The sequence below is a fragment of the Streptomyces phaeolivaceus genome (assembly GCF_009184865.1).
Taxonomy (GTDB): Bacteria; Actinomycetota; Actinomycetes; order Streptomycetales; family Streptomycetaceae; genus Streptomyces; species Streptomyces phaeolivaceus.
This window is the reverse complement of sequence record NZ_CP045096.1, coordinates 1,258,848-1,274,322: the sequence shown is the minus strand read 5'-3', so window position 1 is coordinate 1,274,322 and position 15,475 is coordinate 1,258,848. Positions and strand designations below refer to the sequence as shown.

The 15,475-nt window shown below is 72.5% G+C and carries 16 protein-coding genes and 2 pseudogenes; 12 read left to right on the top strand and 6 right to left on the bottom strand.

Annotated elements, in window-relative coordinates:
• Positions 1–3 precede the first annotated feature (3 nt).
• Positions 4–786 (bottom strand): TVP38/TMEM64 family protein, encoded by a 783-nt coding sequence (locus tag F9278_RS06085; RefSeq protein WP_152167344.1) that lies wholly within the window; start codon positions 784–786, stop codon positions 4–6.
• A 256-nt stretch (positions 787–1,042) separates the two neighbouring features.
• Between F9278_RS06085 and F9278_RS48100 the strand changes: the two genes are divergently transcribed.
• The 3 genes from F9278_RS48100 to F9278_RS06075 all read left to right on the top strand — a co-directional run bounded on the left by F9278_RS48100 (position 1,043) and on the right by F9278_RS06075 (position 3,446).
• Positions 1,043–1,168 carry a hypothetical protein gene (locus F9278_RS48100; protein ID WP_264300229.1) on the top strand — a complete coding sequence of 42 codons (126 nt, stop codon included), beginning with the start codon at positions 1,043–1,045 and terminating at the stop codon, positions 1,166–1,168.
• A gap of 130 nt (positions 1,169–1,298) precedes the next feature.
• Positions 1,299–2,480 carry an elongation factor Tu gene (gene tuf / locus F9278_RS06080; protein ID WP_152167343.1) on the top strand — a complete coding sequence of 394 codons (1,182 nt, stop codon included), beginning with the start codon at positions 1,299–1,301 and terminating at the stop codon, positions 2,478–2,480.
• Between the two features lie 120 nt (positions 2,481–2,600).
• Positions 2,601–3,446 (top strand): spermidine synthase, encoded by an 846-nt coding sequence (locus F9278_RS06075; protein ID WP_152167342.1) that lies wholly within the window; start codon positions 2,601–2,603, stop codon positions 3,444–3,446.
• Here F9278_RS06075 and F9278_RS06070 read toward each other — a convergent pair.
• From F9278_RS06070 to F9278_RS06065, 3 genes and pseudogenes are all read right to left on the bottom strand, one after another.
• Positions 3,408–4,084, bottom strand: a pseudogene (locus tag F9278_RS06070) (MFS transporter); the annotation flags it as partial. The gene F9278_RS06075 and the pseudogene F9278_RS06070 overlap by 39 nt on opposite strands.
• A gap of 2 nt (positions 4,085–4,086) precedes the next feature.
• Positions 4,087–4,361, bottom strand: a pseudogene (locus F9278_RS48660) (MFS transporter); the annotation flags it as partial.
• Positions 4,362–4,465: 104 nt separating this feature from the next.
• Positions 4,466–5,533 carry a hypothetical protein gene (locus F9278_RS06065; protein ID WP_152167341.1) on the bottom strand — a complete coding sequence of 356 codons (1,068 nt, stop codon included), beginning with the start codon at positions 5,531–5,533 and terminating at the stop codon, positions 4,466–4,468.
• A gap of 192 nt (positions 5,534–5,725) precedes the next feature.
• Between F9278_RS06065 and F9278_RS06060 the strand changes: the two genes are divergently transcribed.
• The 3 genes from F9278_RS06060 (at position 5,726) to F9278_RS06050 (ending at position 8,724) form a co-directional block, all read left to right on the top strand.
• Positions 5,726–6,163 (top strand): DUF4442 domain-containing protein, encoded by a 438-nt coding sequence (locus F9278_RS06060; protein WP_152173724.1) that lies wholly within the window; start codon positions 5,726–5,728, stop codon positions 6,161–6,163.
• Between the two features lie 179 nt (positions 6,164–6,342).
• Entirely contained in the window at positions 6,343–7,935 is a 1,593-nt protein-coding gene (locus tag F9278_RS06055; protein ID WP_152167340.1) for a carboxylesterase/lipase family protein, read from the top strand.
• Between the two features lie 138 nt (positions 7,936–8,073).
• Positions 8,074–8,724, top strand: a complete 651-nt coding sequence (locus F9278_RS06050) for a DedA family protein (RefSeq protein ID WP_152167339.1) — start codon at positions 8,074–8,076, stop codon at positions 8,722–8,724.
• An 81-nt stretch (positions 8,725–8,805) separates the two neighbouring features.
• On the opposite strand, the gene F9278_RS06045 is transcribed toward F9278_RS06050, so the two are convergent.
• Positions 8,806–9,348 (bottom strand): gamma carbonic anhydrase family protein, encoded by a 543-nt coding sequence (locus F9278_RS06045; protein WP_152167338.1) that lies wholly within the window; start codon positions 9,346–9,348, stop codon positions 8,806–8,808.
• A 97-nt stretch (positions 9,349–9,445) separates the two neighbouring features.
• Here F9278_RS06045 and F9278_RS06040 point away from each other — a divergent pair, with 97 nt between their 5' ends.
• The 3 genes from F9278_RS06040 to F9278_RS06030 all read left to right on the top strand — a co-directional run bounded on the left by F9278_RS06040 (position 9,446) and on the right by F9278_RS06030 (position 11,484).
• Positions 9,446–10,225, top strand: coding sequence for an acyltransferase (locus F9278_RS06040; protein ID WP_152167337.1), 780 nt, complete (start codon positions 9,446–9,448; stop codon positions 10,223–10,225).
• A gap of 78 nt (positions 10,226–10,303) precedes the next feature.
• Positions 10,304–10,879: a helix-turn-helix domain-containing protein gene (locus tag F9278_RS06035; RefSeq protein WP_152167336.1), complete on the top strand. Its 576-nt coding sequence runs from the start codon at positions 10,304–10,306 to the stop codon at positions 10,877–10,879.
• A gap of 44 nt (positions 10,880–10,923) precedes the next feature.
• Positions 10,924–11,484 (top strand): YbaK/EbsC family protein, encoded by a 561-nt coding sequence (locus F9278_RS06030; RefSeq protein WP_152167335.1) that lies wholly within the window; start codon positions 10,924–10,926, stop codon positions 11,482–11,484.
• Positions 11,485–11,560: 76 nt separating this feature from the next.
• Here F9278_RS06030 and F9278_RS06025 read toward each other — a convergent pair whose 3' ends face one another.
• Complete coding sequence (locus F9278_RS06025; RefSeq protein WP_152167334.1) at positions 11,561–12,121, bottom strand: NAD(P)H-dependent oxidoreductase; 561 nt, start codon at positions 12,119–12,121, stop codon at positions 11,561–11,563.
• A 151-nt stretch (positions 12,122–12,272) separates the two neighbouring features.
• On the opposite strand from F9278_RS06025, the gene F9278_RS06020 reads away from it, so the two are divergent.
• The 3 genes from F9278_RS06020 to F9278_RS06010 all read left to right on the top strand — a co-directional run bounded on the left by F9278_RS06020 (position 12,273) and on the right by F9278_RS06010 (position 15,434).
• A complete protein-coding gene (locus F9278_RS06020) occupies positions 12,273–12,929 on the top strand; it encodes a TetR/AcrR family transcriptional regulator (RefSeq protein WP_152167333.1) in 657 nt (218 codons plus the stop codon).
• A 100-nt stretch (positions 12,930–13,029) separates the two neighbouring features.
• Complete coding sequence (locus F9278_RS06015) at positions 13,030–13,986, top strand: AAA family ATPase (protein WP_226966654.1); 957 nt, start codon at positions 13,030–13,032, stop codon at positions 13,984–13,986.
• A gap of 35 nt (positions 13,987–14,021) precedes the next feature.
• Positions 14,022–15,434, top strand: coding sequence for a vWA domain-containing protein (locus F9278_RS06010; RefSeq protein WP_404818860.1), 1,413 nt, complete (start codon positions 14,022–14,024; stop codon positions 15,432–15,434).
• Positions 15,435–15,475: the final 41 nt, after the last annotated feature.

Here is a 15,475-nt window from a genome sequence, read left to right as displayed (position 1 = left end):
GCCTCAGCGGGCCCGCAAGTGGTGACGCTTCCGCCAGGCCAGCGCCGCCCCGATCAGAGCCGGGATCGCGATGCAGGCCATGGCGATCAGGAAGGCCGGGGAGGTCGGTGAGGAGGCACGGGCGCCGGCGACCACGTAGGCGGCGGTGTTCGGGACGGAGCCGAGGGCCGTCGCCAGGAGGAAGGGGAGGTAGCCCATACGGGAGACCGAGGCGCAGTAGTTGGCCGCCCAGAAGGGGATCCCCGGGAAGAGGCGGGCCGCCAGCATCGAGCGGAAGCCGTGGCGGCTGAGCTGGCCGTCCGCCGACTTCAGCCAGCGGTGGCGCAGCAGCGGGCGCAGGGCGTCCTGGCCCAGCATGCGGCCCAGGCCGAAGGCGATACCGGCCCCGAGGACCGTGCCGCCGAGCGCCGACGCCAGACCCAGCTGGGAGCCGAAGAGCGCGCCCGCCGCGATGTTGAGGATCGGCCGGGGCACGAACGCCACCGTGCACAGCCCGTACGCCACCGCGAACATCACGACCGCCGCCGCACCGCTCAGCTGGGGCGGCCAGCCGTCGGCCAGCAGCCGCTGCGGCTCGAACAGCAGGACCGCCGACACGGCGCCCAGGAGCAGCGCCACGAGCAGGGAGAACCGGGCCCACGGCGAGAGCAGCACTCTGCCCCAGCGGGCGGCGCGTCCCAGCGGCACGGCCGGGACGGCGACAGAGGTGGCGGCGGCGAGCCCCGTGGCGGCGGTCCGGGGAAGGACCGTGGCGGTGCCCCCAGAGCGGGTGGTGGCATCGAGCATTCGACGACGGTAACCGACCTGTGCAGGGGAATGCCGTACGGAACGTCTCACGGGGGTCACAACGAGCGGAACAACAAGCTCGCCGGACACCCTGTGCCCAGCGCCCCGACCAGCACCGCGCACCGCGCCGCCTGCGCCTTCCGGAACACGGCCCCGGCCCCGGCACCGTTCACCTCGTACGTCCTCTTGTGAAGCATCTCTCTTCCCTGCCGCCTGGGAACCCGCGCGTACCGAAAACCATTCGACGCGGGCCGACTTGTCGACGATGATCGACGACATGTTCCGGCACGCCTTCCCTCTCGCCGCATCCGCGACAGTCGCGGATGCCCCGAAGGCTGCCCTCCTGATCGTCGTGGCCGCCGCGGACGGCGCCCGAGGCTGACCCTTCCCGGACATTCCGGCGGACCCCGCAGGGGGAGGGTCGGCAAGACCTGGGGGTCCCCGTCCCGGCAGCGCCCGTAGTCGCGCCGGGGCCTCACTCAGTACCGCTGAAGAGACTTCGAGGTACCGCCATGTCCAAGACGGCCTACATCCGCACGAAACCGCATCTCAACATCGGCACCATGGGCCATGTCGACCACGGCAAGACCACCCTGACCGCCGCCATCACCAAGGTCCTCGCCGAGCGCGGGGCGGGCACGTTCGTGCCGTTCGACCGTATCGACCGGGCCCCGGAGGAGGCGGCGCGCGGCATCACCATCAACATCGCGCACGTCGAGTACGAGACCGACACCCGGCACTACGCGCACGTCGACATGCCAGGCCACGCCGACTACGTCAAGAACATGGTCACCGGCGCCGCGCAGCTCGACGGGGCGATCCTCGTCGTCTCCGCGCTCGACGGGATCATGCCGCAGACCGCCGAGCATGTGCTCCTCGCCCGGCAGGTCGGCGTGAACCACGTGGTCGTCGCCCTCAACAAGGCCGACGCCGTCGACGACGGCGAGGACACCGTGCTGATCGACCTCGTCGAGCTGGAGGTCCGCGAGCTGCTCACCGCGCACGGCTACGGCGGCGACTCCGTACCCGTCGTACGGGTCTCCGGGCTCAAGGCGCTCGAAGGGGACCCGCGGTGGACGGCGTCCATCGACGCGCTGCTGGACGCGGTGGACACGTACGTCCCGATGCCGGAGAGATATCTGGACGCGCCGTTCCTGCTGTCCGTGGAGAACGTCCTGACCATCACCGGCCGGGGAACCGTCGTCACCGGGGCCGTCGAGCGCGGCACGATCCACGTGGGCGACCGCGTGGAGGTCCTCGGCGCCGAGGTGGAGACCGTGGTCACCGGGCTGGAGACCTTCGGCAAGCCGATGGCGGAGGCGCAGGCCGGGGACAACGTGGCCCTGCTGCTGCGGGGCGTGCCACGGGACTCCGTCCGGCGCGGACATGTCGTGGCCGCGCCCGGCAGCGTCGTGCCCAAGCGGCACTTCACCGCGCAGGTGTACGTGCTGTCGGCGCGCGAGGGCGGGCGTACCACGCCGGTGTCCACCGGGTACCGGCCGCAGTTCTACATCCGTACGGCGGATGTCGTCGGGGACGTCGACCTCGGGGAGGTCGCCGTCGCGCGGCCCGGGGACCGGGTCACGATGAGTGTGGAGCTGGGCCGGGAGGTTCCGTTGGAGCCGGGACTCGGCTTCGCGATCCGTGAGGGCGGACGGACCGTGGGGGCGGGGACCGTGACGGCCGTCGAGTAGACGGGCCGGTGGGTGTGGGGGACCGCGGGCCGGTTCGTGGCCGGTCGCGCGGTTCCCCGCGCCCCTTTCCGGGGCGCTGCGGTGGCCCTCCGGCCGGGGGCGGCCCGGCACAATGGCGCCGTGAACGAAGCCATACCCGTGTCCAGGGACATCGATCGAGGAACCGCCAAGCTCATGCCCGACGTCGACCGGGAGCGGGCGTGGCTGCTGACCGTCGACGGGGCGCCCCAGTCCTACGTCGATCTGGACGAGCCCACACATCTGGAGTTCGAGTACGCGCGACGGCTCGGGCATGTGCTGGACACGGTGGCGCGGGACGGGCGGGCCCTCGACGTGGTGCATCTCGGGGGAGGCGCGCTCACGCTGCCCAGATATGTGGCCGCCACCCGGCCGGGATCCCGGCAGGACGTCGTCGAGTACGACCAGGGGCTGATCGACCTCGTCGTCGAGCATCTGCCGCTGCCTCGCGACGCGAGGGTCGCGCTGCACGCGGCGGACGCCCGGGAATGGCTCGAAGCGGCCCCCGCAGGCTCCGCCGACGTGGTCGTCGGGGACGTGTTCGGCGGCTCCCGGGTCCCGGCGCATCTGACGACCGAGGCGTACGCGCGGGCCGCCGGGCGGGTGCTGCGCGCGGACGGGGTGTATCTCGCGAACCTGGCCGATGCCGCGCCCTTCGCGTTCCTGCGGTCCCAACTGGCCACCCTCGCCACGGTGTTCGAGGAGCTGTTGCTGATCGCCGAGCCGGGGGTGCTGCGCGGCCGGCGGTTCGGGAACGCCGTGCTGGTCGCCGCCCATCGGCCGCCCGACATCGCCGCCCTCGCCCGGCGCACCGCCGCCGACGTCTTCCCGGCCCGCGTCGAGCACGGCCCGGCGCTGCGCGCCTTCATCGGCGGCGCCGCACCCGTGCGCGAGGAGGACGCCGTCCCGTCACCCGAGCCGCCGGACGGAGCCTTCGGCATCGGCTGAACCGGGACCACCGACCGTCCCGGTGCCGGTCTCGGCGCCGGCAGCGGAGGCCTGCTCGCCCCCGGGCTCCGCCGCCTTGGCCAAGTCCACCGGCACGCCGCGCCGGGTCAGGTTCCGTATGTCCCGTACGCACAGGACCGCCGCCGTGGCGGCCACGCACAGGCCCGCGCAGCCCCACAGGGCCGCCGTACGCCCGAAGGCGCTCTCCGCCGGGCCCGCCAGCGCGGCGCCGAGCGGCACCATCGCCACCGAGCCGAACCAGTCGTAGGCCGAGACCGGGACAGCTTGTCCTCGGGGATCTCCTGGTGCAGGGCTGTCATCCAGGAGACGCCGGCCACCTCGATCGCCAGACCGCTGACGAACATGGCGAGGCACAGCACGGCGATGGGCGCCGGCACGGCGAGCGCGGCGGCCGGCAGGGCGTACGGGAAGACGCACAGGACGCCGACGAGGAGGAGGCGGCGCGGTTTCCGGCGGGTCATGAGCAGCGCTCCCACGGCGTTGCCGGCCCCGAACAGGCCCAGGGCGAGCCCCCAGGGGCCGGGGCCGCCGAGGCTGTCGCGGGCGACCTGGGGGCCGTAGACCGCGTCGGCGGCGACCATGACCGCGTTCACCAGGGAGAACTGGACCACGATCGCCGACAGTTGAGGGTGTTGGCCGCGACCATCACCCGGTGCCGGGGCAGACGGTCCGCGAGCGCGCCGCCGATCAGCAGGAACAGCACCAGCGGCAGGGTGCGCGCCGCCGCGACCAGACCGACGTCCCCGCCGTCGCCGCCCGCCTCCAGGACCGCGAACGCGGCCGCGATCAGGGCGCCGTGGCTGCCCAGGTTGGTGACGACCGCGGCCGCCGTCAGCAGGGTGTGGTTGCGACCGCCCAGGCGGGACGGCGACGGAAGGCGGCGGGAGTCGTCACGCGCCGACTGTCGCCGCCCCACCCGTACCTGCCAAACCGTTTTCGCAGCGGACACGGCGGGATCACGCCAGGCCGGGACGGCCGCCCCGGCGCCCGGCGGTGGCTCAGCCGCCTGTCGGCTCGCCGTACAGCCGTACCGTGCTGAGGATCTTCTGGACCGTCGCGTCCGGGACCTCGTCGGTGACGCCCTTGTGGCCGTGGAACGTCCAGGAGACGTAGTCACCGGCCGAGTTCTTGAACGCGAACGTGGTCGCCTTGCCGTCGGAGTCGCACTTGCTCTTCTTGGCGACACCCTTCGAGTACGTGGTCGCGACACTGCCCTCGACGCCCGACGCCGTGGTGTACGCCTCGGCCTTGCCGATGGTCATCTTCTTCTTGGAGGCGTCCTTCTGGTCGGTGTAGCCGCCGAAGACCCACCACGCCGAGTCGTTGCGGGCGATGTCCTCGGTGCCCTTGGCGCCCTGCTGGCCCTTGGTACCCACGGCGGCGAGGGAACTCGACTCCTCGTTGCCGTCCTTGTCGTCGTCGGACGTGCACCACTCCTCCTTGAGGACGGCGGGTGCCGACATGCCGATGAGGACCGACCCGTCGCCCTTCTCGTCGTCCTCGAACCCGATGAAGGTGTCGGGCGACCCCACGTCCCACTCGGCGGGCACGTCGAAGGCCGTACCCCACTTGGGGTTGACGACGACCTTCCAGCCCTCGACGGTCGGCTTCGCCCCGGCGTCCTCACCGCGCGGGTTGTCCTCGGTGCTCTCGGACGCGGTCGGCGACGGGGAGCCCGAGGACGCGGACCGGGTCTTGGAGTCGTCCTTGTCGCCGTCGCTCCCGAGGACCAGGAAGCCCGTCACTCCGGCCGCCACGACGACGGCCGTGGCCGCGACGATCGCGATCAGCTTCGTCCGGTTGCCGCCGCCTCCGCCCGGCGGCACCGGAGGGCCCGCGGGTCCCTGCGCACCCCACTGAGGCTGCTGCCCGTACGGGGCGTGCTGGCCCGTCGACTGGTATCCGGGCTGCTGGTAGGGGTTGGGTTGCTGGTACCCCGGCTGTTGGTATCCCGACTGTCCCTGCTGTCCCTGCTGTCCCGACTGGCCGTACCCCTGCTGCTGGTACGGATTCGGCTGCTGCGGTTGGTGCTCGCCCCCGGGCGGCTGCTGCTGTCCTGGCCACATGGCTCGTAACCATAGATGCGCCGGGGGGCGGGGTGCCACGGGAGCCCATGAAGCGCCTTTGCAGTCGGGACGAACGGCTCCAAAACGCCGGGGTCGGACGACTTTTGACCCGGCGCCCCTCGTCCCTCGCCCCGGCACCCCTGGCCAGAAATGGCTACTCGTGGGTAACATCGCGCCGTGAGCGCAGACCAGATGTCGATCGGCGAGATGCTCGCCGCCACGGTGCCGATGGCCAGGACCCTGAACCTGGAGTTCCTGGAGACCACGCCGGAGAAGGCCGTGGTGGCACTGCCGGACCAGGGCGAGTTCCACAACCACGTGGGCGGGCCGCACGCGGGCGCGATGTTCACGCTGGGCGAGACGGCGAGCGGGACGATCGTGCTCGCCGCGTTCGGGGACCAGCTCTCCCGTGCGGTGCCCCTCGCGGTCAGCGCCGAGATCGCGTACAAGAAGCTCGCGATGGGCCCCGTCACGGCCACCGCCACGCTCGGCCGCCCCGTCGCCGAGGTCGTCGCCGAACTCGACGCCGGGCAGCGCCCCGAGTTCCCCGTCACCATCGTCATCCGGCGCGGCGACGGCGCCGTGACGGGCGAGATGACCGTCGTCTGGACCCTGCGCCCCAATTCCTGACCCACGGCGCGTCGCGCCGCCCCACCGATGTCCTGAAAGCGCGGTGCGGGCGGCTTGTTCATGCAATTGACACGAGTCACCTTCGGCTCTAGCGTCCCCGCCGACACAGGCGCCGGACGTGCGCCACGACGTTCACCGCGGCGTCCCCCTCGACGGCCCGCACGAAGGAGTGACGGCTCATGTCAGCAACCGTGTCCCGGCGATCGGCCGCCCCGCGTCCCAGACGGCTGGGCGCGGCGGTGACAGCCCTGGCCGCCGCCCTCGCCGCCGCCCTGCTCACCCCCGCGCCGGCGCGGGCGGAGTCCCCGCCCCCGCCCCTCGTCCGCACCGGCTCCGGCTGGGTCCGCGGCGAAACCACCGCCGAGGGACGGCAGTTCCTCGGCATCCCCTACGCCCAGCCGCCCGTCGGAGACCTCCGCTGGACCGAGCCCCGGCCCGTCCGCCCCTGGCAAGGGGTGCGGGAGGCCCGTGAGTTCGGCGACAGATGCGCGCAGACCGCGAGTTGGGACCCCGGCTACGAGCAACCGGCCCACACCGAGGACTGTCTGGACCTGAACGTGTACGCCCCGAGGGGCGGCGACCGCCGGCCGGTCATGGTCTGGCTGCACGGCGGCGGGCTGACCGCCGGTGCCGGTGAGGACGTCGTGCCGGACGCCTTCGCCCGCCGTACCGGCACGGTCGTCGTGACCGTCAACTACCGCCTCGGCGCCATGGGTTTCCTCGCCACGGCCGACCTCGACGCCGAGTCGCGGGACGGTGTCTCCGGCAACTTCGGGATGCTCGACCAGCAGGCCGCCCTCCGCTGGGTCCGGGCCAACATCGGCCGCTTCGGCGGCGATCCGGGCCGGGTCACCGTCGCCGGCGAGTCCGCGGGCGGCCGGTCGGTCTGCACCCAGCTGGCCTCACCGACCGGGAAGGGCCTGTTCCGGGCCGGGATCGTGCAGAGCGGCGCGTACGGCGACTGCGCGGCCCGCACCCATGAGGCGGCGACGGCCCAGGGAAGGACCTTCCTCGCCAGGCTGGACTGCGCGGACACGGCCTGTCTGCGCGCCAGACCGGCCGAGGAGATCCTCGCCGCCCAGGCCGGGCTGAACTGGGGCCCCGTCGTCGGCGGCGCGTTCCTGCCCGTACAGCCGGCCAGGGCGTACGCCGAGGGCGCGGCGGCCGGGGTGCCCGTCCTCAACGGCGCCAACCAGGACGAGGGCCGCCTCTTCGCCTTCGGCCGCTTCGACGGCTCCGGCGCCCCGCTCACCGCCGAGCGCTACCCGGTCGTCATGCGCACCGAGTTCGGCGACCGCGCCCTCGACCGCTACCCGCTCTCCGCCCACGCCTCGCCCACCCTCGCCTACGCCACCGCCCAGGGCGACCAGCTCTTCGCCTGCTCCGCGCTGCGGCTGAACCGGACCCTCGCCGGACGCGGCCCGGTGTACGCGTACGAGTTCGCCGACCGCACCTCCCCGCCCTTCGCCTCGCTCCGCGCCCTGGGCACCGACTTCGACTTCGGCGCGACCCATGTCAACGAGGTGCAGTACCTCTTCCGTCACTTCGGACTGGAGTCGCCGCTCGACGCCGAGCAGCGACGGCTCTCCCGGCAGATGACCGACTACTGGGGTTCCTTCGTCCGGGACGGGGTGCCCCGGTCGGCCGGTCAGCCCGCGATCCCGGCCGGGGGCGGCGAGGTCCTCACCCTCCGGACCGCCGGCGAGGGCGGCAACGTGCTGAGCACGACCGTGCACGGTGAGCACCGATGCGACCTGTGGGACAACCCGTAGGACTCCGTCGCCGTCGAAGTAAGCGGGTAGGATGCCCCGGCGCGCGCCCCGTCGTGGGCGCGCGCCGGACACCGCGGCAGCGCGCGGGACCCTCACCCTTGATCCGCTACTTGCTCCGTTACACGGGAGGAACCGGCTTTGCACGTCCAGGAGTGGCTCGAAACAGTGCCTCCGCTCGCCATCTATCTGCTGGTGGGGCTGGTCATCGGCCTGGAGAGCCTGGGCATCCCGCTGCCGGGCGAGATCATCCTGGTCTCCTCCGCGCTGCTCGCCTCCCAGCACGGCGAGATCGACCCGGTGGTCCTCGGCGCCTGCGCCACCGCCGGCGCGATCATCGGTGACTCCATCGGCTACGCCATCGGCCGCAAGGGCGGGCGCCCCCTGCTGGCCAAGCTCAGCCGAAGGTTCCCCAAGCACTTCAGCGAGAGCAACATCGCCGTCGCCGAGCGCTCCTTCGACCGCTGGGGCATGTGGGCCGTCTTCTTCGGCCGCTTCATCGCCCTGCTGCGCATCTTCGCCGGGCCCCTCGCCGGCGTCCTGCAGATGCCTTACTGGCGCTTCGCCGTCGCCAACGTCCTCGGCGGCATCCTCTGGGCCGGCGGCACCACCGCCGTCATCTACTACGTCGGTGTCGTCGCCGAGGCATGGCTCAAGCGCTTCTCCTGGCTGGGCCTGGTCCTGGCGGTCCTGATCGGCGTCACCTCGATGCTGGTGATCAAGCGCAAGGCGAAGAAGGCGGCGGAAAAGGCGGAGGTGGCGGAGGGGTACCTGGTCACCGCCGGGGACTAGGGCCGGTCAAGGGGCGCGGGGCCGTATCGACGTGCGGCTCCGCCGCGTGGGCGCGATCAGCCGCACACGGCCTGCGGACCGCTACGCGCCGTACTCCTCCTGCGCCGCCCGGTGCGCCACGGCCAACTCCGTGTAGTGCGTCCCGTTCAAGGTCACCAGCTCCCGCTCCTCGTCGGTGAGGGGCCGCTTCACCTTCGCCGGCACCCCCGCCACCAGCGACCCGGGCGGCACCCGCATACCCTGCGGCACCAGCGCCTGGGCGGCCACCAGCGACCCCGCGCCGATCACCGCGCCGTTCAGCACGGTCGCGCCCATCCCGATCAGACAGTCGTCCTCGACGGTCGCCCCGTGCACCACCGCGTTGTGCCCGATCGACACCCGCTCACCGATCGAGACCGGGAACCCGGGGTCGACATGCAGCGTGCAGTTGTCCTGGACGTTGGCGTCCACGCCGATCACGATCGGCTCGAACTCGGCCCGCAGCACCGCCCCGTACCAGACGCTCGACCCCGGCCGCAGCGTCACGTCGCCGATCACCACCGACGTGGGGGAGACGAACGCCGCCTCCTCCACGTCCGGCTTCCTGCCGCCGAACGTCGTGATCAGGGCCCGCTGCCGGTTCATCGCCGCCTCCAGATGCTGGATGAAGATCAGTGCTCACCCGCACCGTAAGCCATGGCGCGGGCCTCGCGTGGGGTGAAGATCACAGCCGTACGACGTCATGGGTGTGCCGCCCGGTGAGTACGGTGAGCGGGTGCCGAAGAGCAAGAACACGTTCTCGTCCTGGCGGAGCCGCCTAGTGCAGCGGGCCGTCCACGCGGGCTGGGCGTGGCTGCGGCGCACGGGGTCCGTGACCGCCGAGCGGCCCGGCCGCTTCCGGTTCGGCGCGATGGGAACCGGTACCAGACTGGCCTTCCCGCTCGGCACGGTCTTCGGCGAGCCGTGGATCCGGCTGGGCTCCCACTGCATCATCGGCGAGCAGGTCACGCTGACCGCCGGGCTGATGCCCGACCTCGACCTCGGCGCGGAACCGATCCTGCGCATCGGCGACGGCGTCGTCCTCGGACGCGGCAGCCATGTCATCGCCGACACCGCCGTCACCATCGGCAGCGACTGCTACTTCGGGCCGTATGTCTATGTGACGTCCACGAACCACTCCTACGACGATCCGCACGAGCCGATCGGCAAGCAGTGGCCCCGGATGGACCCGGTGTCGATCGGCCCCGGATGCTGGATCGGCACCGGCGCGGTGATCCTGCCGGGGGCGCGGATCGGGCGGAACGTGGTGGTCGCCGCCGGAGCGGTCGTGCGCGGGGTGGTACCGGACCACTCGGTGGTCGCCGGAGCACCCGCGCGGGTCGTACGCCGGTGGGACCCGGTGGAGGGCTGGCAGCCGCCGATCCGGACGCCCGCGCCCGTGCCCATCCCCGACGGGGTCACGCCGGAGCAGCTGCTGGCGCTCGCCGAGTGGGACGCGGAGGGGGCGGGGGAGTCCGCCTGAGAGCCGGGCGCCGCCCAGTAGAGTGGGTGCTCCTGGTGCATCGCACTGAACTCTGCCATTGAGAATATTGGACGGAATGTGTCGGATCTCGACCTGCTGACCCAGTCCCTGGCGCGGAACGTGAAGCGCTGGCGCACCGAGCGGGGGTTCACCCTGGACACGCTCGCGGCCCGTGCCGGAGTCAGCCGGGGCATGCTCATCCAGATCGAGCAGGCCCGCACCAACCCCAGTATCGGCACGGTCGTCAAGATCGGTGACGCGCTCGGCGTCAGCATCACCACGCTCCTCGACTACGAGCAGGGGCCCAAGGTCCGGATCGTCCCCGCCGAGCAGGTTGTCCGGCTGTGGCACACCGAGGCGGGCAGCTACAGCAAGCTGCTGGCCGGTACGGAGGCGCCCGGCCCGCTGGAGATGTGGAACTGGCTGCTGATGCCGGGGGAGGGCAGCGGGTCGGACCCGCACCCCGTGGGCACCGTCGAGATCGCGCATGTCACGGCGGGCGAGCTGACCCTCACCGTGGAGGGCACCGAGTACCGCGTCCCGGCCGGCGCGAGCGTCACCTTCGAGGCCAACGCGGCCCACGAGTACGCGAATCGGGGGGACGTACCGACGGAGCTGGTGCTGACGGTGTCGGTGCCTCCCGTGCGGCACTGAGACACCGAACCGGCCCTCCCCGGGCCTTTGTTACCGTGCGGCCCATGCGCGCACCCATCGGAGACTTCGACCACGCCACCCCCGCCCCCGACTGCCTCGACGACCTCGTCGGCCCGGTCGCCGACGCCGTACGCGACTGGTCCGGCAGCGTGCCCGCCGATCAGATCCTCTACGTCGAGACGGACCCGGCCTGGGCGGACACGGCCGTCTTCGTCCAGCACTACGGGCAGGAGCTGCTCGAACGGTCCGCGAACTGCGTGGTCGTCGCGGGCAAGCGGGGCGGTGAGTCGAGTCTGGCGGCGTGTGTCGTGCTCTCCACCACCCGCGTCGACGTCAACGGCGTGGTCCGCCGCCGGGTCGGCGCCCGCAAGGCCTCGTTCGCGTCGATGGACACCGCCGTCGGCGAGACCGGGATGGAGTACGGCGGCATCACGCCCGTGGGGCTGCCCGCGTCGTGGCCGGTCCTGGTGGACTCGGCCGTCGTCGACCTGCCGTACGTCCTGGTCGGCAGCGGACGGCGGCGCGGCAAGCTGCTGGTGCCGGGGAAGGCGTTCGCGGAGCTGCCGAACGCCGTGGTGGTGGAGGGGCTGGGGGGCACCGCCTGAGCGGCGGCCCCGGAACGTCGACGCCGGGCCCCGGGCATGTGGCCCGGGACCCGGCGAGACACGGCTGAGGGCCGGATCAGGCGGCGGCGGTGCCCGCCTGGGAGGTCAGCTGCTTCAGGACCTGGGTCAGACCGGTGACGACCTCGGCGTCGTCGGCCGGGTGGGTCTCGGCGAAGCGGACGACGGAGCCGGGGATGGAGAGCTTGGCGTCCTCCAGGACCGTGGCGCCGGCGATGCCGACGGCCTTGCGGGTCTCGTCCTGCGCCCACACACCGCCGAACTGGCCGAACGCGGTGCCGACCACGGCGGCCGGCTTGCCGGTGAAGGAACCGGCGCCGTACGGGCGGGACAGCCAGTCGATGGCGTTCTTCAGGACGGCCGGGATGGTGCCGTTGTACTCGGGGGAGAAGAGCAGGAAGCCGTCGGCCTGGCCGGCGGTCTCGCGCAGCCGGGCGGCGGTGGCCGGGAGGGCGGCCTCGTTGTCGATGTCCTCGTTGTAGAACGGGACCTCGGCCAGACCCTCGTACAGCTCGATCTCGACGCCCTCGGGGGCGTGCTTCACGGCGGCCTCGGCGAGCTGACGGTTGTGCGAACCGGCGCGCAGGCTGCCGACGAGCGCGAGGATGCGTACGGACATGAGCTGACTCCTAGCAAGGATGTGCACGTGGGGAAAGACTGTTCAGGCCCGGGTCCAGTGGGGACAGCTAAGCGGACCGGGGTCCGTTGAAATTTGTAGCACCTATCCGGACCGGGGTCCACTTGTCTGTGGTGAGCGTTACGCTCCCTTCATGAAAGAGTCGCTGCCGCCCTTCCCGGCGCCTCAGGAACCCGACCCCCTCGACGGACTGCTGAACCTCGCCCCGACCGCCTCCGACCAGCCACGACTGCGCGCGGACGCGGCCCGCAACCGCACCCGGCTGCTGGAGGTCGCCGCCCGGCTCGCGGCGGACTGCGGGGCCGCGAATCTGACCATGGAGGCCGTGGCGACCGCCGCCGAAGTGGGCAAGGGCACAGTCTTCCGGCGGTTCGGCGACCGCTTCGGGCTCATGGTCGCGCTCCTCGACCACCAGGAGCGGGAGCTCCAGGCCGCGTTCCTGAGCGGCCCGCCGCCCCTCGGCCCCGACGCGCCGCCCGTCGAGCGGCTCCGGGCCTTCGGCGCCGCCGTCATCCGCCACGAGTACGGCCACCGCGATCTCTACCTCGCCGCCCGCGCGGACCTCTCCCGGCGCCACACCAGCCCCGCGACCCAGCTCCGCCTGGGCCATCTGTGCATGCTGCTGCGCCGCGCGGGGGCGACGGGCGACCTCGAACTGCTGGCGCAGACCCTGCTGGGGTATCTGGACATCGGCCTCGTCGACCACCTGGTGGAGCGGCGGGGGATGTCCCTCGAACGGCTGGAGCGCGGGTGGGGGGATCTGGTGGAGCGGCTGGTCGTGGGGGCGTGAAGTGTGAAGCGTGAAGCCGGCGACAGTCAAAGCGACCGCTTGGTAACTTGTCGGTGGTTGTCGGGGACCGGCCTCGCACACAGGGCCATGGGGAGGGCACATGACCTACGAGTCCGTGGACGGGGACAGGGACGGGTACACGGACGGGGGCGGGGGTGGCGTCGCGAGTGAGGCCCGCGAGCGGCCGGAAGCCGTCGGTACCGGCTTCTTCGCCTCCGTGGACGATGTCCTCGCCCGGCTCGCCGACGCGGGATACCTCGCCTCGACGGCCGTCGCCACCACCGTCTTCCTCGCCGACCGGCTCGGCAAGCCGCTGCTGGTGGAAGGCCCGGCGGGCGTCGGCAAGACCGAGCTGGCCAAGGCCGTCGCCCGGGTCGGCGCCGCCCGCCTGGTCCGCCTCCAGTGCTACGAGGGCATCGACGAGTCCCGCGCCCTGTACGAGTGGAACCACGCCAAGCAACTGCTGCGCATCACCGCCGGACGCGACGAGGCCTGGGACGACGCCCGCACCGACATCTTCAGCGACGAGTTCCTGCTCACCCGCCCCCTGCTGACCGCCATCCGGGGCGACGAGCCGACCGTGCTCCTCATCGACGAGACCGACAAGGCGGACGTCGAGGTCGAAGGGCTCCTGCTGGAGGTGCTCAGCGACTTCCAGGTCACCGTCCCGGAGCTGGGTACGATCACCGCCACCCGGCGCCCCTTCACCGTCCTCACCTCGAACGCCACCCGGGAACTCTCCGAGGCCCTGCGCCGCCGCTGCCTCTTCCTCCATCTCGACTTCCCCGACGCCGAGCTGGAGCGCCGGATCGTACGGCTGAGGGTGCCGGGCCTGGACGACACCCTCGCCGACTCCCTCGTCCGCGTGGTCGGCGCGCTGCGCGCGATGGAGCTGCGCAAGGCTCCCTCCGTCGCCGAGACCATCGACTGGGCCCGCACCCTGCTGGCCCTCGGCGCCGACACCCTCGACGAGACCGTCGTACGGGACAGCCTCGGCGTGATCCTCAAACACCAGGACGACATCGAGAAGGCCACGCGGAAGCTGACGTTGACGTGAACACCGGGGCTGGTGATGCGCGTGACGTGACTGACGTGACTGACGTGACTGACGTGCGTACGGGTTCGGGCTCGCCGCTGGCCGACCGGCTGACCGCGTTCGTACGGGCGTTGCGCGGCCACGGGATACGGATCGGGCCCGGTGAGACCGTGGACGCGGCGGCCGTGCTGGAGGTGCTGGGCCTCGCCGACCGGGAGCGGATCCGGGAAGGGCTCGCGGCGGCGCTGCTGCGCGCCGACCGGCAGCGTGCCGTGTTCGACACCGCCTTCGAGCTGTACTTCCCGCTCGGCGTGGGGGAGTTGACGGGCGCGCGGGGGGCCTCGGCCGGGGACCGGGACGAACTGCGCGACCGGCTCGCCGAGGCGCTGGCCGCGAACGACACGGTCGCGCTCGGCCGGCTCGCGGCCGAGGCCGTGGACCTCCTCGGCCGTTACGGCTCCCCCGGCTCGGACGGCTGGTCCGCCCATCAGACGCTGGACCGCCTCCGGCCGCAGACGCTGTTGGCACGGATTCTGGCGGACGCGCGGGAGGCCGGGGCCGGTGGTGGTTCGAGACTCGGCGCGGGTGGGTTCACGGATCGGCTGGACGCCGACGAAGTCAGGCGCCGTATCGAGGAGTTCCGGAACCGGGTGCGTACCGAGGCGCGGCGACGGGTCGCCGAGCGCCGGGGAGCGGAGATGATCGCCGCGCGGGGCATCGCGCCCGGCGCGGACCAGGTCGACTTCCTGATCGCGAGCCGGGAACAGCTCGTCGAACTCCGCCGTACCGTCCAGCCGTTGGCCCGAAAGCTCGCGACCCGGCTGGCCGCCCGGCGGCGTCGGGCGGCGCGCGGCCAGATCGACATCCGGCGTACGCTCCGGCGCTCGCTGTCCACGGGAGGGGTGCCGCTGCGCCCCGTCTACCGGCGGCACCGGCCCGCCCGCCCGGAGATCGTGCTGCTCTGCGATGTGTCCGGCTCGGTCGCCGGGTTCGCCCACTTCACGATGCTCCTGGTGCAGGCGATGCGGGACCAGTTCAGCAAGGTGCGGGTGTACGCGTTCGTCAACCGCGTCGACGAGGTAACCGGCCTGGTCACCAACGGTGAGGCCGACCCCGCCGAACTCGCCCGCCGGATCGCCACCGAGGCGGCGGTCTCCGGCTGGCACGGCAGCAGTGACTACGGGGCCGCGCTCGGGGAGTTCGCCGAGCGTCACCTCGACGCCGTGGGCCCCCGCACGTCGGTGATCGTCCTCGGGGACGCCCGCACCAACGGCTTCGATCCCAACGGGGCGGCCCTGGGACGGATCGTGGCCCGCGCCCGCCGCGTCCACTGGCTGAACCCCGAGTCGCCGGAGCAGTGGGGGACGGGGGACTCCGCCGCCCATGTCTACGCCGAGATCGTCGACATGCACGCCTGCCGGAACGCACGGCGGCTCGGGGAGCTGGTGACGCGCCTGCTGCCGGTGTGACGCGCGACGGAGCCGATTCCCGCCATGGTCCGACTCCCGGC

Bases quoted from the DNA above. Each gene is read 5' to 3' on its own strand.
- tuf (WP_152167343.1), top strand. From the start codon at position 1,299: ATGTCCAAGACGGCCTACATCCGCACGAAACCGCATCTCAACATCGGC.
- F9278_RS06040 (WP_152167337.1), top strand. From the start codon at position 9,446: ATGGGTGTGCCGCCCGGTGAGTACGGTGAGCGGGTGCCGAAGAGCAAG.
- F9278_RS06060 (WP_152173724.1), top strand. From the start codon at position 5,726: ATGTCGATCGGCGAGATGCTCGCCGCCACGGTGCCGATGGCCAGGACC.
- F9278_RS06065 (WP_152167341.1), bottom strand. From the start codon at position 5,533: ATGTGGCCAGGACAGCAGCAGCCGCCCGGGGGCGAGCACCAACCGCAG.
- F9278_RS06045 (WP_152167338.1), bottom strand. From the start codon at position 9,348: ATGAACCGGCAGCGGGCCCTGATCACGACGTTCGGCGGCAGGAAGCCG.
- F9278_RS06025 (WP_152167334.1), bottom strand. From the start codon at position 12,121: ATGTCCGTACGCATCCTCGCGCTCGTCGGCAGCCTGCGCGCCGGTTCG.
- F9278_RS06055 (WP_152167340.1), top strand. From the start codon at position 6,343: ATGTCAGCAACCGTGTCCCGGCGATCGGCCGCCCCGCGTCCCAGACGG.
- F9278_RS06015 (WP_226966654.1), top strand. From the start codon at position 13,030: ATGACCTACGAGTCCGTGGACGGGGACAGGGACGGGTACACGGACGGG.
- F9278_RS06030 (WP_152167335.1), top strand. From the start codon at position 10,924: ATGCGCGCACCCATCGGAGACTTCGACCACGCCACCCCCGCCCCCGAC.
- F9278_RS06085 (WP_152167344.1), bottom strand. From the start codon at position 786: ATGCTCGATGCCACCACCCGCTCTGGGGGCACCGCCACGGTCCTTCCC.
- F9278_RS06020 (WP_152167333.1), top strand. From the start codon at position 12,273: ATGAAAGAGTCGCTGCCGCCCTTCCCGGCGCCTCAGGAACCCGACCCC.